Source organism: Pseudomonas sp. GW822-FHT01E03, from assembly GCF_058802985.1.
The window spans coordinates 31,191-45,624 of record NZ_JBXAOQ010000020.1 but is presented as its reverse complement, the minus strand read 5'-3'; the positions used below and the strand labels follow the sequence as shown (position 1 = coordinate 45,624).

The window sequence follows — 14,434 nt, the reverse complement described above, 5'->3', positions numbered from 1 at the left end:
CCCCCCCCCCCCCCCCCCCCCCCCCCCCCCCCCCCCCCCCCCCCCCCCCCCCCCCCCCCCCCCCCCCCCCCCGCTCCTACAGGAGGCGGGTTGGTCTGAGGTGCAAGCCATCCTCGACAGCCTGCGCGACGTGGTCGCGCCAAGGCTGGACGCCTGCGGTCCGGCGGAAATGCGCGGATTGCTCGATGCGCTTGGCGGTCGCTTCGTCCCGGCCGGTCCCAGCGGCGCGCCCAGTCGCGGTCGTCTTGACGTGCTGCCCACCGGGCGCAACTTCTATTCGGTGGATGTACGCAACCTGCCGACCACCACGGCGTGGCGCATCGGGTTCCAGTCGGCCAACCTTATTCTCGAACGGCACCTGCAAGACCACGGCGATCATTTGCGCCAGCTCGGCTTGTCGGTGTGGGGTACCGCAACCATGCGCACCGGTGGCGATGACATCGCCCAGGCGATGGCGCTGATGGGCGTGCGCCCGGTCTGGGCCACCGGTAGCCAGCGGGTCGATGATTTCGAGATTCTGCCGTTGAGTTTGCTCGACCGCCCGCGGGTGGACGTGACCTTGCGTGTGTCCGGTTTCTTCCGTGATGCCTTCGCCAATCTGATTCGTTTGTTCGACGCGGCGGTGCAAGCGGTGGCCGATCTCGATGAGCCGGACGACCTGAACCCGTTGGCGGCCAAGGTACGCGCCGAGCGTGCAGCCTTGCTGCAGGCGGGGCTCGATGAAGACACAGCGCGACGTCAGGCCGGCTGGCGGATATTCGGGGCCAAACCCGGTGCCTACGGCGCGGGTGTGCAGGGCGCCATCGACGGTCGCCTGTGGCAGAGCCGCGAGGACCTGGCCGAGGTCTACCTCAACTGGGGTGGCTACGCTTACGGCGGTTCCGACGAAGGCACCGCCGCCCGGGAACAGTTCAGCCAGCGCCTGAGCCAGGTACAGGCGGTGCTGCAAAACCAGGATAACCGCGAGCACGATCTGCTCGACTCCAACGATTACTACCAGTTCCAGGGCGGCATGCTCGCGGCGGTGGAAAGCCTGAAAGGCGAGGCGGCGGCCAGCTATCATGGCGACCACAGCCAGCCGGACCTGCCGAAGATTCGCACCTTGAAGGAAGAGCTGAACCGTGTGATCCGCTCCCGGGCGGCCAACCCGAAGTGGCTCGAAGGCGTTAAACGTCACGGCTACAAAGGTGCGTTCGAAATGGCTGCGACGGTCGACAACCTTTTCGCCTTCGACGCCACCACGCAGTTGATCGACGATCACCAGTACGCGTTGCTGGCCGATGCCTATTTGCTCGATCCGGGCACCCGGGATTTTGTCCGCGAACACAATCCCCATGCCTTGCGCGATATGACCGAACGCATGCTCGAGGCGCAACAACGGGGAATGTGGAAGGAGCCCGGCGAGTACCGCGAGGCGCTGGAGAATCTTTTGCTGGATATAGAAGAAGATGGCTGACGCACTTAAACCTGTGGGAGCGAGCTTGCTCGCGATGACATGCGTTCAGTCGACAAAAATGTTGCCTGACATTCCGCCATCGCGAGCAAGCTCGCTCCCACAGGGATTGGGGTGCCTGTGAAGATTACCGACCATGACCGAGATAGAACAATGACCGACACCCCGCATTTCCCGCTCTGCGCCGTGGTCGGCGCCGACGATTTGAAGCTGGCCCTGTGCCTGACCGCCATCGACCCGAAAATCGGCGGCGTCCTGATCGAAGGCCCGCGGGGCATGGCCAAGTCGACGCTGGCCCGCGGTCTGGCGGATCTGCTGGCCAGCGGTCAGTTCGTCACCTTGCCGCTGGGCGCCACTGAGGAGCGGCTGGTCGGCACCCTCGATCTCGATGCGGCACTGGGCGAAGGTCGCGCACAGTTTTCCCCCGGCGTACTGGCCAAGGCTGACGGTGGCGTGCTCTATGTCGACGAGGTCAATCTGTTGTCCGATCATCTCGTTGACCTGCTGCTCGATGTGGCCGCCAGCGGCACCAATCTGGTGGAGCGTGACGGCATTTCCCATAGGCATTCGGCAAAATTCGTGCTGATTGGCACCATGAACCCGGAAGAGGGAGAACTGCGTCCGCAATTGCTTGACCGTTTCGGTTTGAACGTCGCCCTCGGTGGTCACACCGCGCCGGTCGAGCGTGGTCAGATCATCCGTCGTCGCCTGGATTTCGACGCCGACCCGCAAGGTTTCTGCGCCGAATGGGAATCCGCACAGGCGACTCTGCGTGACCGTTGCCAGAACGCACGCAATGCACTGGCAAGCATTCCCCTCGACGACCAGGCGCTGGCACACATCACCGAACGTTGCTTCGCCGCTGGCGTCGATGGTTTGCGCGCCGATCTGGTCTGGCTGCGCGCTGCCCGGGCTCACGCTGCCTGGCGCGGGGCGAACGCCATCGCCGAGGAAGATATCGACGCAGTCGCCGAGTTCGCCTTGCGCCATCGCCGTCGCGAACATTGCGCACCGACGCCTCAGTCATCCCAGGCGACGCAACACTCGGTGCCGCAGCACGCCAACCCGGGCGAAGGGCAGGGCCAGTGGGGCGAGTTGCCTGCCCAGCCGCTGGCGGTCGGTGCACGACGTGAAGTGCCGAGCTGGCCAAAAAAGCCCTAGGCATTCGCCCACGCTCCGATGCGGGGGCGAATGCCAGACCCCGAGCCGGGCGGCTGGACCACGGCAAACAGGGTAAGCGTCATACGGCCCGTAGCGGCTCGGTCAACTGGCCTGGCACATTGCTCAATGGCCGACCGCGTCAGCGCGACGACCTGTTGTTTCAGCTGCGCACTCGCTCGCCCCACGAACTGTGGCTGGTGATCGTTGATGCCTCTGCATCGACCCGCCGTCATCAGGCATTGAGCGATGCCAAGGGCTTGCTGGCGCAGTTGTTCGACGATGCCTATCGCCAGCGTGCGCGTCTGGCGCTGCTCACAGCCAGCGGTGCTACACCGAAGTGGCAGGTGCAGGGATTGAAGGCCTCGACCGGGTTGCGCCATTGGCTCGATGGCCTTGGCGCCGGGGGCGGCACGCCGTTACTGGCCGCGTTGGGCGAAGCGGGGCGATGGCTTGGTGCACGGCAAAAGCGTTTTCCGGCAGAGCAGCAGCGGTTGTTGCTGGTGACCGATGGACGGCTGAAGGACTGGCCGTTGTTGCCCGTGCTGGAGTGCCCGGGGGTGCTGATCGACATCGAGCGCGGGCCGATCCGGCTCGGGCGCAGCAGGGTGTTGGCGACGCAGTTGCAGGCCGAGTATCGGCACATTGACGAGCTGCTTCCTGGCTGAAGTTTACTTTGTCTGCACGGGCCTCATCGCGAGCAATCTCGCTCCCACATTGGTCCGGGTGAACACAAAGTCTGTGAACACCGAATGATCCCTGTGGGAGCGAGCTTGCTCGCGAAAGCGGTGGGTCAGCCACCACCAACTTCGGATTACTTGCCCATCGCCTGCCGATACTGCCGGGTGCGCTTGCCAATGTATAACCGGTCGAGAATCAACGCCCACAACGCCGAGACTTCAGGCCGGGTTTTGCGTCCACGGCTCAAGCGATGCAGCTGGAATTTGACCACCGCCATGCTCGCCAGCGCCGCCAGGGGCTTGCGCTTCCAGCGGATCGGCGGCAGTTGCGGATGGCTGTCCTGGCCTTCGCGCCAGTGCTTGACCAGGTGTGGTTCCACAGCGAGCGCGGTGCCGATGCCGGCCATGGCAAGGCCGCTGTCGAGGACCTGTTCGACGATTGCCAGACGCCGGATCCCGCCGGTCACCATCACCGGCATCCGCGCCACGCTGGCCAGTTCGCCGGCCATTTCCAGAAAGTACGCCTCCCGCGCCAGGGTTCGGCCGTCGCGTGCCTCGCCTTGCATGGCAGGTGCTTCGTAACTGCCACCGGAGAGTTCCAGCAGGTCGATCGGTTGTTCGTTGAGCCACTGGATCACTTGCCGCGCATCATCGGCATCGAAACCACCGCGCTGGAAATCTGCTGAGTTGAGTTTTACCGACACACAAAATTGCGGCGACACCGCTTGGCGAACCGCCTCGACGACGGACAACAGCAGTCGCGCACGATTTTCCAGGGATCCGCCCCATTGATCGGTGCGCCGATTGGTCAGCGGCGAAAGGAACTGGCTGATCAGGTAGCCGTGGGCGGCGTGGATCTGCACGCCGGTAAAACCGGCTTTCTCGGCCAGTGCGGCGCTGGTGGCGAAGCGTCGGATCACCTCCTGGATGTCGTCCGCGTTCATGGGTTTGGGTTCGGCGAACATCTTCGAGAACGGGCCCAGATCCAGCGCAACCGCCGACGGCGCCAGAGCTTGCTGGCCAAGGTTGGCCATGGTCTGGCGGCCAGGATGGTTGAGCTGCACCCAGAAATGCGCACCGCCGGCCCGACCGACGCTGGCCCACTGGCGGAAGCGCTCCAGGTGACGCTCGTCTTCCAGCGCTACACCGCCGGGACCGGTCATGGCGCGACGGTCGATCATTACATTGCCGGTCAGCAACAAGCCGGCCTCGCCCTCGGCCCAGGCCTGATACAGGCGAAGCAGTGCCTTGTCGGGTACTTGATCGGTATTGGCGAGGTTCTCTTCCATCGCGGCTTTGGCAATGCGATTGCCGATGGTCTGGCCGTTGGGCAAATTCAACGCTTGAAAGGGCGACATGCTTGGCTCCTCGTAGTGATGAGCAGAGGCTAACCTTAAAGTTAACTTTAATGTCAAGCAGATAAATTGGGCTGCAATGAAGATCGGTGAATTGGCGCAGTTGAGCGGGTTGACCGCATCGCGGATGACCCATGGCAAGGCGCAGTTGCCGGGCTGGATCGACACCCTCCAGGCCCGGCCCGAAGGGGATTTTTACTATTGAGCGGGCAAAACAGTTTGAGTGACAGGGTAGGCAAAAGACTCAGTGTTATCGATAGTCGCAAAAACGGTTTGCTCCTCTCCCGGCCTTATGGGAGCAGAAACGTTTCGTAAGAAGCTGATGTATCGGTCTGGCCTCCAGCGGGTTGTACTTAAACCCATGAAAGACGGGAGCAAGGTAGCCCCAGTATAAAATTCCCCAGGTAAAACAGAGAAAATGGTGGTAACGGAGGTTTTGATTGGAAAAAAGATCGCGCCGGGATAAGTGCCACATAACGGATAGTTCGGAGCTCCTTGTGAACATTTTGACGGTGGCTCCTGGCCGACTACCAGTTTGGTGGGCGGTGAACTTACACCCGTTACCACAACCGAAAATGAAATGCCCTTGCCTGGCAGGTTTTGCAGATTCAATTGTGACATCGTGAAGTTACCGTTAGACAGCGTGGATACCTGCTTCAAAATGACGTCATCGCTGGTTTTCGCCGTTACCATGAACGGGCCTGTAGCCGTGGTCCCAACGATCGTGCCCGAGATGGATGTGGCACTTTTTGAAAGCGGTGTCGTAATGCAAACTTCAGGGCCATTCTGGCCGATGTACTTTCCATTGACCAAGCTGCTGCACTCTTCGCTGACCGTGGAAACAGTCGCGTCCGGATCAATATTGCAACCCGTTAAACCCATCCCCAGCGTCGCGCAAACAAATAAAGTTCTCGCCGTATTCATGTTCGATCCCCTTTGGTTTCGATAGTCAGATGCGGCGCCAGTATTTCCTTGCCTACTCAGAAGCGTCTACTGTCATATTTGACAGTAGCAAGCAGATTGGTCGGGTTTAAACAGATCTTTTTTCGATGGCACACATCGCTCGGTTTGCGATGAGGAGGCGCTTTGCAGTAGGTGGGATAGATAGCTTTATTGATGAAATGTGTAGCGATCCTTCCCGGTATGTTTTGACTCATACAAGGCCGCATCGGCCTTGATCAGCGCCTGGTTCAGTGTGTCACCGTCGAGCACCCGGGCCAGGCCGATACTGATGGTCACCGGGTGTCGAGTGGGTTGCTCGCGTACCACCCGACACAGGTCGCCGGCCAGCGTCTCGACGTCTTCGCGGCTAACCCCGGCCAGGTAAATCGCGAACTCCTCGCCACCCAATCGCGCATATTCGTGGTGGGCCGTCACCGACTTGATGTCCTGCGCGATGCGCTTGAGCACCTCATCGCCAATGTCGTGGCCGTAGACGTCGTTGACCTTCTTGAAGTTGTCGATGTCGATCATCGCCAGGTAGTGGTCGTTTTCCCGGGGCACGCTGTTCAACTGCAGGCTTGCGCGGGTCATGAACGAACGGCGATTGGGGATTTCGGTGAGGGTGTCGATGTAGGCCTGGTCCAGCAGCAGCCTGGACATGATGAAGTTGTTGAGCTTGGCCTTGTGCAGCGTCAGGAAGCTGTAGAGGGTCAGGCCGCAGATAAATGTCGTGTAACTGAGGGCCATCACGCCCCCCAGTTCAAACTGTTCGATACCGGTGTTGTAGAAGGGATTGAGAAACCACCAGGTCACCAACTGCGCGGCAAAGAATGACCAGCGGCTCAGCGGCAACACCGAGGCTGTGAACAGGGTGGTCGAAGCCGCCAGCAACAGCCAGGCCGGTTGGTGGTCGTTTCCCAGGCCTTCGATGAGCAGCCGCGTGCCGAAGGCAATGGTGAGCACAAACAGCAGGTTGAGTTTCTGGAAGTGCCGGGCGTCGCGGATAAACAGCAGAATGATGACGAGAATGGTGAAGACACCGAAGAACACCAGCGAACGCCAGGTGAATGGCTGCCCGCCGATGAAACTCAGGATCAGGTCGTAAGCAACCCAGACCACGATGCTGGCGATGTAGATCAGTACGCAAAATGTGTGCAGCCGATCGAATTCATGTTGGAGGAACTCGGCCTTGAGCTCAGCCGGCGCCGATTTTTTCAGCACTTCGTCTTCAATGGTTTTGTACATCGCCGACCTTGCCCTTGTGCTGGTTGTCGAGAATCACCTTGCCCCAGGGTCGGTAGCGCAGGGAGAAAACCGATGTCGGGTGGCAACCCGGTGAAGAGGTTTGTGGCGGCATCGGTTCGGCACGGAAGGGTTGTCCGGCAGCGCTGACTTGCCGGAAGGCTTCCCTGACGATGCCGATGGAGCAGGGCAGCGCATTGGCGTAGCCATTGCGAATCAATGGTGGCAAGCGTCCGGTGCCGGCACCGTCTTGCCACCACACCTGGATTCCGGCGTTCGCCAATTCCCCCAGCCATTGGCCATTCACTTGTGGCGCGAGTTTGCCGACGTTGAACACGCTGATGTGCAATGGCGCGTCGAGCTTGCCGGAAAAATCCTTGAGCTGGCGTTGCAATCTTTGTCGGCGATCCAGTGCCAGAAAGTGCAGGTCATCCAGTTCCATGGGCAGATACCAGCCGCTTACGGGGAGTTTCCAGTCCTTGCGCAGTTTCTGCTGCCGGGCCAGCGACTGCCCCAGTTGCGTCTGCCAGTACGTTGCCAGCCCGGCACTGTCAAGCTCATTGATACGCTGGTAATAGGCCGGGTCCATGTACAGGCCCAGCACCAGTTTCAGGCCTTGGGCCTGGGCCTGTTTCAGGCTGCGGGCAAGCCAGCCGTCGGCACCGCCGAAGTCCGAATCGCCGTAGGCCGTCCACTGTACGATCACCGTGTGCACGCCCTGGCGGGCGCTGTCCTGCCAGATCCGCTGCCATTGCGCCTGGCTCAGGTTGGCATCGACATTGAGCGGTTGATAGAAAATCCGTTCGTCGGCATGGGTCGCCGCGGCGCCCAGCAACAGGCACAAAGCCAAAAGAAGTCGCTTCATCAGAAATTCAACTCCACGCCCACCAGCACGCCGTTGCCGCCTTCATACAGATTGCCACCCAACGCTTGTTGATACTCGGTGCGCACCGTCAAGTGCGCGCGATAGGCGTTGTAGACATCGTCGTCGAACCACCATTGCCAACGCAGGCCCAGACCGGTGCGCAGATCCTGGCGCCAGTCGTTGCTCGGGTCCTGGGTCGCGAATTCGAGAAAGCCGTACGGCATGATCGTTTGTGCGCCGTTGAACGGAAGTTTCCAGGTGTGCCCTTGCTGGAAGCGCGACAACCATTGATGGTCGCCGGCCTTGGTCCACCACGCCGCGTCGAGGTAGAGGAAACGCTCCTCCCAATCGCTTTCATCGACCCGCCAATCGTTGCGGAATCGACCCTGATCAAGGAACGACGCGGTTGTCCGCAGCAGGTAGTCGGTGGTGGTGTGGCCATCATCGCGGTGATCCTCGGCCTGATCGGACACCTTGTCGGGGACCAGCATCTGGCCGAGGCTCAGGCCATGGTTGTCCTGATCATCGAACTGGCTTTGTTTGTAGATTTCGCCATAGAAGTTGATGTTGGCGGTGCCCCAGGGCTTGTAGCGCAGGCCGACGCCGGTACCCAGGGATTCGGCATAGCTCGACCTGCCCACGCCGCCAAGCAACACGCGGCCATAGACCGACAGCGTGCTGCCGGCGCGGCTGGGTTCATCGCCCAGTGCGTGGTCCCACATGGCCAGTTGCACGTTCTGTGAACTGGAGCGTCGCTGTGTGCCGATGCTGTCGTCGGGACGCAGGATGTCGTTGGTCGATATCCCGGCCGGTGACCAGGTGCTGGCGATGGTGACTGTGTCGCGACGGGACAGGCTTTCGTGGGCGCGACGCTGGCGATAGCGGCGCGCTTCCATGCTGCCATCCTCGTCATCGGCGGCCACCGGGTTCTGCTCCAGATCGATCACCCGGCGCAGTTCCTTGCGCGCCGAAGCGCTGTCTTCGACCTCGTCATAACGCCAGGCCAGGGTTTCGCCGAGGCGATAGTCTTCCGGGAAATCCTGGGTGGCGCGTTGCAGATACGGGATGGAACCGGCGCGTGCTGCCTTGGTCTCGGCACCGGCCAGGCGCACGCCGTAGTCGGCCCGATAACGGGGATTGTCCGGTTCGCGGCGCGCCGCTTCGGCAAGCCATTCGGTACTTTGTTGCAGGTCGCCGGCCTTTTGCGCCGTGACCGAGGCCGCATAGTAATGCTCGGCATCCGGTACCAGCTGCAGGGCGGACCGCTGGCGTTGCAGCGCGAGGGTGTGATCGCCCTGGGCATCGGCAATCGCCGCGCCCAAGGTCCACTCATTGGCACCACGGGTGCGGCTTAGTTGCCAGTAGCGTTCAGCTGTTTGCGTGTCGCCGATATTCAGGGCGCCGCGGCTGGCGGTGAGGTGGGCATTGTCGCTGAGTTCGGCATCTGGAATGCTGCGCCAGATGGCCAGGGCACCGGCCGAGTCTCCGGCCGCCTCCAGGGCGTAGGCGAGTGGCAGGCGAGTGTTCTGGTCACCCATTTTTTCGGCGGTCTGGTAATACACCACTGCTTCGCCGGGGCGCTCGGGCATTGCACAACGGCCGAGGGCGCGGTAGTCGCCCGCAGCTTGCGGGAGATCACCGATGGCCTGTTGAACCGCGCCGCACTGGCCGTTTTCCGCCAGTTGCGCCAGCAGTTGCCCGCGAGTGGCGGGGTCGACGCGCTTGAGCAGCGAAACAATGCGTTGCTGTTGTGCCGCGGTCGGTGTCGACGCGGCATACAACCCCGCCAACCTTTGCAGCAGGGGCGTCGGCAGCTTGCCGCCGTGGCGGTCGAAGGCGCTCTCGAGCAACTGTTGCGCATGTTCACGATGGCCGGCATTCAGCGCCAGGTAGGTAGCCTGGTTGAGCGAATCGAGGTTGCCGGTCTGCTGGTAATGCCGCTCCCAGAATGCCGCCGCTTCGGTATCGTGATCCGATGCCTGGAGCAGTTCAGCGCGGCGTTTGACCACGTCGGCGGTCTGCGGCTGGCTGGCGAGGTAGGCCATGACTTTGTCGCTGCGGCCTTCCTCCTGCCAGACGTCGAGCAGGTGTTCGCGGCGTCGCGTGTCCCAAGGCTCCGGTAGACGGGTCGTTTGCAGCAGGTCGGTGGCTTGCAGGCGCTGGGCGAGGACCAGCCAGGCCTGCGGGTTTTCTTCGGGTTGGCAACTTTTCAATTGGCTCAGCGCAGCTTGCGGATCACGACGCGACAGCCAGTCGGCGGTCTCCAGGCATGGCCGCTGCAACTCACCACTCAAGCGTTGTACCGTGGCGCTGTCGCCGGTTTGCCGCGCCAGTTCCCACAGACGCTGGCGTTGCGCCGGGTCGGCAAGATCGGCAGGCGGCAGCGATTGCATCCAGCGCTGCGCCTGCTGGACCTGGCCCATGGCAATCGCCCGGTCGACCATGGCCAGCCGGGTCTTGCGCGCGGCTTCCGGGCTTGGCGCTGTTTGCAGCAGTTGCTGCAAGGATTGCTCGTCGAGGCGTTGCACGTAGGCGTTGGCCAGGCGTTGCCAGCTTTGGGCATCGAGTTGTTGGTTAGCGGCCAGTGGCGCCAGTTCCTTGATGGTGCCATCCCAATCGCGCAGTTGCTCGGACCAGTTGGCCCGGGCCTGTTGCAGCGCTTGCTCATCACCCTTGGGTGGCAGTTGCGCCAGCCAGTCATGGGCCGAGGCCGCGCCGCCGCGCTTGGCCAGGCTCGCGCTGTAGGCCTGCCACAGGCGCACGCGATGCTCCAGATTGCTGGAGGCTATCCATTGCTCCACCTGTTTTCTGTCCGGCGGATCCTGTTCGATCCAGGCCAGGCGCAAGTTGAGCAGGCTATCGCTGTTGGACGGGGTATCCGGCAGCGCTTGCAGGGCATCTTCGTAGCGTTGCTGCTTGACCAGCGATTGCACCAGTAACGCCCGTGCTTCATCGTTTTGCGGCACTTTGCTCAGCAGGTGGCGCATCAGCCGTTCGACTTCCTTCCAGTTGCCGTTTTTCGCTTCGCGGTAACTGCGGTCCATATAGGGGTAACTGCGGAACTGATCGAAATCGGTCAAGGGTTCGGCTTGCACCCACGCCGTCGTGTTCAGACAGAGCAACAGGCTACCGGCCATCAAGGTCTGACGATGGACAGGCTTCATGCGGCCTCCCGGGCAATGCAGTACGCTGCGTGCTGCTCGCTCGTCTGATCGACCAGGGCCTGCTCGAGGATTTCCTGTGTGATCATGCCGCGTTCAATCAAGTGTTCACCGAGAGACATTTTTTCCGCATCGAAATCGATCAGCGCCTGATTGAACAGGGTTGGCGGCACCATGCCGCGTACTTGCAACAGATTGCCCAGCAACACTTGGTGATGGCTGACGCGCTCAATCAGGTCTTCGTCGTCCTGATTTTGCTCAAGCACCTCAAGCATCTGATGCACTTCCTCGCTTTGACGAGGGCTGGCGTACCAGTAGCGGATCCCCAGCGTCACCCGGCCTTGTGGTGCAAGGCGGCAACGCACCGGGCGTTTCAGTTGACGGCTGATGGCGCCCAGGGACACCTGGCTCACCGGACCTTCGGAGGCCAGCACCAGGGTTTCGTTCTCCTCGGCGACCGGCAACACGCCGTAGTGTGTAGCGATTTTGCGCGGCACGGCGTCGATCAGGCGTTTGTCGAGCTTGAACGGATTGAGTGGCGCCCATTCCAGGTCCAGTTGTTCGGCCAGGGCCTGCACCAGTTGCGTGGTGTCGATGTGCCCGCGCAGCAGCAGTTCCTGACCCAGGCGTCGGCGTACCGGGTTGGTGATCGCGGCTTCGAGTTGATCTTCAGACAGCAGGCCTTTTTCCACCAGGCGATGGCCCAGCGGGGTGCGCTGGGCTTCAGCCAGGGCCGGAAACTCATGGGTGGTCTTGTCCCAGGCGACGCGACGGGAATCGCCCATTTCCATCACCTGGCGCAACGCCCGAACGTTGGCGAAAAAATTCACGAAATTGCTCCACACCATCCGGGGCGCCGACAGCAGTCCTTCGCCGAGTCCGTAAAAACGGGTGACAAACCAACCGCGCTGGAATAGCCGGTTGAGCAGCATGAAGCCATTGAGCCACAGCAGGCCCGCCAACAACGTGCTGTCAGAGAGGATCGACGGGAACCGCCAGGCGGTCGGCGCGATCACGGTGACCAGCCACATCGCCAGCAACACCACCAGCAGTATGTTCACCAGGAAGCTCAACAGGTACGCAATCAGGCCACGGCGGTCGCGCCACAGAAAATAATTGAGCAGGCCTTTGCTGCTCCAGCCCAGATTCTTGGTGCCCTGGAACACGATGCCGACGATCCAGCGCGACTTCTGCCGGATCGCGTACTGCAAGTCCCGGGGAAAGTGCTCGCGCACACAGATCACCTGGGAAAAGGCGCGGTCCATGCCGAACACCCATGGTTGTTCCAGTGCCAGTTTCGGGTCGGTCACCGAATAACGGGCAAAGATGCACTTCATGCCTTTTTGCTTGAGGCGGAAACCGATGTCGTAGTCTTCGGTGAGGCTCTGCACGTCGAAGGCGATACCGTCACCGTCTTCGAGCAGGGCACTGATGGCCTTACGGCTGAAACAGGTGCCGACCCCGGCGCTGGGCACTTGCCCGGTCAGTGCTTCACGCACGATGACGTCCTTGCCATGGTTCTCGGCGAACTCGTCGACGTAGTGCCCGGCAGTGAAGCCATGCCATTCCGGCGCGTAGGGATAGACCGGAATCTGGATCAGGTCCTTGGCCGGCAGCAGGTAGTTGAACAGGCGCAACTCCATGGGTGAAATCACGTCCTCGGCATCGTGCAGGATGAAGCCGGCGAACTGGATCTTTGCATCGTTTTCAAAGCGCAGGATGGCGTCGATCACGTTGTTCAGGCAGTCAGCCTTGCTGGTAGGACCGGGACGGGCGCACACCACTTTGTGCACGTTGGGATAATGCAGGCACACCGCATCGACGTCGGCCTGGGTCTCGGCGTCGTTGGGGTAGGTGCCGACGAAAATCTGATAGTTCTCGTAGTCGATGGTCGAGGCGGCCAGGCGCGCCATTTCACCGACCACGCCGACTTCGTTCCACGCCGGCACCATGATCGCCAGGGGTTTTTCGCCGATGGAATACAGCCGTTGCTCATCGGCTCGGTCGAATTTTTCATAGATCCGCCAGCGCCGGATCAGCTTGCGGGTCCAGTACACCAGGTCGATGAACAGGTCATCGAGGCCGAGTATGAACATCAGCAGGGCCAGGGTAATCGCGAGGTATTTGAGACCGAACAACACATAGGCAAAGAAGTCGACAAACACCAGGCTCATACGGCTTTACCCGCCGTGCGGTGTTTGAGCCAGATGCCGAGGCGATTGGCGATGCGTTCGCTGGCGTGTCCGTCGCCATAGGGGCTATGGACCCGGCTCATTCGCTGGAAGGTGGCTTCATCATCGAACAACAGGCTCGATTCCCTGACGATGCGGTCGGTGTCGGTGCCCACCAGCACCACGGTTCCGCCTTCGAGCGCCGATGGCCGCTCCGTGACATCGCGCAGCACCAGAAGCGGCTTGCCAATGGCTGGTGCTTCCTCCTGGATGCCACCGGAATCGGTGAGAATGAAATAGGCGCGGTCCATCAGCCAGACGAAATGCTGGTAATCCTGCGGTGCCACCAGATAGATATTGGGTTTGTCCGAGAGGACGCTGTAGACCGCCTTTTGCACCTGCGGATTGAGGTGCACCGGGTAGACGAATTGCGCATCGGGATAACGTTCGGCAAGGGTGGCCAGAGCCAGGCAGATGTTGCGAAAGCCGCCGCCGAAATTCTCCCGGCGATGCCCGGTGATCAGCACCATGCGCCTGTTGTCGTCGAGCACCGCCAGCGGCGAGTCGGCGGCCGGGTGCCAGTGGATTTCCTGCTGGTGTTTGCGCATCCATACCAGCGCATCGATCACCGTGTTACCGGTGACCTCGATGTTGGCCTTGGACACACCTTCGCGCAGCAGGTTGTCCTGGCTGATGGTGGTCGGCGCGAAATGCAGGTCGGCGATGACACCGGTCAGGTGCCGGTTGGCTTCCTCAGGCCAGGGTGCACGCAAGTTACCGGTACGCAAACCTGCCTCGACGTGGCCGATGGGTATCTGGCGATTGAAGGCGGCGAGGGCGGCAATGAAGCTGGTGGTGGTGTCGCCGTGTACCAGCACGATATCCGGATGCACCCGCTCGTAGGCTTTGTCGAGATGCCCCAGCAATTGTTCGGAGAGACCGTTGAGGGTCTGGCCCTGGGTCATCACCTGCAAGTCTTCATCGACCGTCAGCTCGAACGAGTCGAGGACCTGCTTGAGCATTTCCCGGTGCTGGCCTGTGGAGCAGATGTTCAGGGTTATACCTGGCCAATTGCGCAGGACCCGTGCCAGGGGGGCCATCTTGATGGCCTCCGGACGCGTACCGAAAACCATCATGACTTTAAATGACATCAACCCTCCTGGGACCGCGCACGCCGAACACGTCGCGGCTGCTAAAACCGGTAATTTCCTGAACATAGAATAAAGCAGTCGGGTGGGCGGTTGTCCAATGAAGCTGCTCTGAGTCGCGGGTGTTGCTTCGAGTGGGGTCATGTGCACCCAATTGAGAACCAGATACCCGTCCCTCTGATTCAAAACAAATTTCAATCCCTCTCACATTCCCTCCACATCCTGTGGCACACTTTCTGCCGCTTATTCCGTTATTGCA

10 protein-coding genes and 1 pseudogene are annotated in these 14,434 nt (G+C 61.3%); 4 read left to right on the top strand and 7 right to left on the bottom strand.

Annotated elements, in window-relative coordinates:
* Positions 1–79 precede the first annotated feature (79 nt).
* The 3 genes and pseudogenes from AC1RP7_RS26795 to AC1RP7_RS26785 all read left to right on the top strand — a co-directional run.
* Positions 80–1,456, top strand: a pseudogene (locus AC1RP7_RS26795) (cobaltochelatase subunit CobN); the annotation flags it as partial.
* A gap of 150 nt (positions 1,457–1,606) precedes the next feature.
* Positions 1,607–2,614, top strand: a complete 1,008-nt coding sequence (locus AC1RP7_RS26790) for a magnesium chelatase ATPase subunit I (RefSeq protein WP_493183333.1) — start codon at positions 1,607–1,609, stop codon at positions 2,612–2,614.
* Positions 2,615–2,733: 119 nt separating this feature from the next.
* Entirely contained in the window at positions 2,734–3,279 is a 546-nt protein-coding gene (locus tag AC1RP7_RS26785) for a vWA domain-containing protein (RefSeq protein ID WP_167362867.1), read from the top strand.
* Between the two features lie 146 nt (positions 3,280–3,425).
* On the opposite strand, the gene AC1RP7_RS26780 is transcribed toward AC1RP7_RS26785, so the two are convergent.
* On the bottom strand, positions 3,426–4,649 hold the full coding sequence (locus tag AC1RP7_RS26780) for an NADH:flavin oxidoreductase/NADH oxidase family protein (protein WP_493183335.1): 1,224 nt from the start codon (positions 4,647–4,649) through the stop codon (positions 3,426–3,428).
* A 76-nt stretch (positions 4,650–4,725) separates the two neighbouring features.
* Here AC1RP7_RS26780 and AC1RP7_RS26775 point away from each other — a divergent pair, with 76 nt between their 5' ends.
* Complete coding sequence (locus tag AC1RP7_RS26775; protein ID WP_340312135.1) at positions 4,726–4,851, top strand: hypothetical protein; 126 nt, start codon at positions 4,726–4,728, stop codon at positions 4,849–4,851.
* Here the strand turns inward: AC1RP7_RS26775 and AC1RP7_RS26770 are convergent.
* The 6 genes from AC1RP7_RS26770 to wecB all read right to left on the bottom strand — a co-directional run bounded on the left by AC1RP7_RS26770 (position 4,845) and on the right by wecB (position 14,178).
* Positions 4,845–5,570, bottom strand: coding sequence for a hypothetical protein (locus AC1RP7_RS26770; RefSeq protein ID WP_340312133.1), 726 nt, complete (start codon positions 5,568–5,570; stop codon positions 4,845–4,847). The two genes, AC1RP7_RS26775 and AC1RP7_RS26770, sit on opposite strands and share 7 nt — an antisense overlap.
* Positions 5,571–5,756: 186 nt before the next feature.
* Positions 5,757–6,833 carry a GGDEF domain-containing protein gene (locus AC1RP7_RS26765; RefSeq protein ID WP_090455636.1) on the bottom strand — a complete coding sequence of 359 codons (1,077 nt, stop codon included), beginning with the start codon at positions 6,831–6,833 and terminating at the stop codon, positions 5,757–5,759.
* Complete coding sequence (locus AC1RP7_RS26760; RefSeq protein WP_218498191.1) at positions 6,817–7,695, bottom strand: DUF4434 family protein; 879 nt, start codon at positions 7,693–7,695, stop codon at positions 6,817–6,819. Before AC1RP7_RS26760 ends, AC1RP7_RS26765 begins: the two co-directional genes overlap by 17 nt.
* On the bottom strand, positions 7,695–10,859 hold the full coding sequence (locus AC1RP7_RS26755) for an NfrA family protein (protein ID WP_493183338.1): 3,165 nt from the start codon (positions 10,857–10,859) through the stop codon (positions 7,695–7,697). The genes AC1RP7_RS26760 and AC1RP7_RS26755 overlap by 1 nt, the downstream gene beginning before the upstream one ends.
* Positions 10,856–13,030 (bottom strand): cyclic di-3',5'-guanylate-activated glycosyltransferase NfrB, encoded by a 2,175-nt coding sequence (gene nfrB, locus AC1RP7_RS26750; protein ID WP_218498189.1) that lies wholly within the window; start codon positions 13,028–13,030, stop codon positions 10,856–10,858. The genes AC1RP7_RS26755 and nfrB overlap by 4 nt, the downstream gene beginning before the upstream one ends.
* On the bottom strand, positions 13,027–14,178 hold the full coding sequence (gene wecB, locus AC1RP7_RS26745) for a non-hydrolyzing UDP-N-acetylglucosamine 2-epimerase (protein WP_057714588.1): 1,152 nt from the start codon (positions 14,176–14,178) through the stop codon (positions 13,027–13,029). The genes nfrB and wecB overlap by 4 nt, the downstream gene beginning before the upstream one ends.
* Between the last annotated feature and the right edge of the window lie 256 nt (positions 14,179–14,434).

Excerpts from the sequence above, each read along its gene's own strand:
- AC1RP7_RS26790 (WP_493183333.1), top strand. The coding sequence starts at position 1,607 with ATGACCGACACCCCGCATTTCCCGCTCTGCGCCGTGGTCGGCGCCGAC.
- AC1RP7_RS26780 (WP_493183335.1), bottom strand. The coding sequence starts at position 4,649 with ATGTCGCCCTTTCAAGCGTTGAATTTGCCCAACGGCCAGACCATCGGC.
- AC1RP7_RS26775 (WP_340312135.1), top strand. The coding sequence starts at position 4,726 with ATGAAGATCGGTGAATTGGCGCAGTTGAGCGGGTTGACCGCATCGCGG.
- AC1RP7_RS26770 (WP_340312133.1), bottom strand. The coding sequence starts at position 5,570 with ATGAATACGGCGAGAACTTTATTTGTTTGCGCGACGCTGGGGATGGGT.
- AC1RP7_RS26765 (WP_090455636.1), bottom strand. The coding sequence starts at position 6,833 with ATGTACAAAACCATTGAAGACGAAGTGCTGAAAAAATCGGCGCCGGCT.
- AC1RP7_RS26760 (WP_218498191.1), bottom strand. The coding sequence starts at position 7,695 with ATGAAGCGACTTCTTTTGGCTTTGTGCCTGTTGCTGGGCGCCGCGGCG.
- AC1RP7_RS26755 (WP_493183338.1), bottom strand. The coding sequence starts at position 10,859 with ATGAAGCCTGTCCATCGTCAGACCTTGATGGCCGGTAGCCTGTTGCTC.
- nfrB (WP_218498189.1), bottom strand. The coding sequence starts at position 13,030 with ATGAGCCTGGTGTTTGTCGACTTCTTTGCCTATGTGTTGTTCGGTCTC.
- wecB (WP_057714588.1), bottom strand. The coding sequence starts at position 14,178 with ATGTCATTTAAAGTCATGATGGTTTTCGGTACGCGTCCGGAGGCCATC.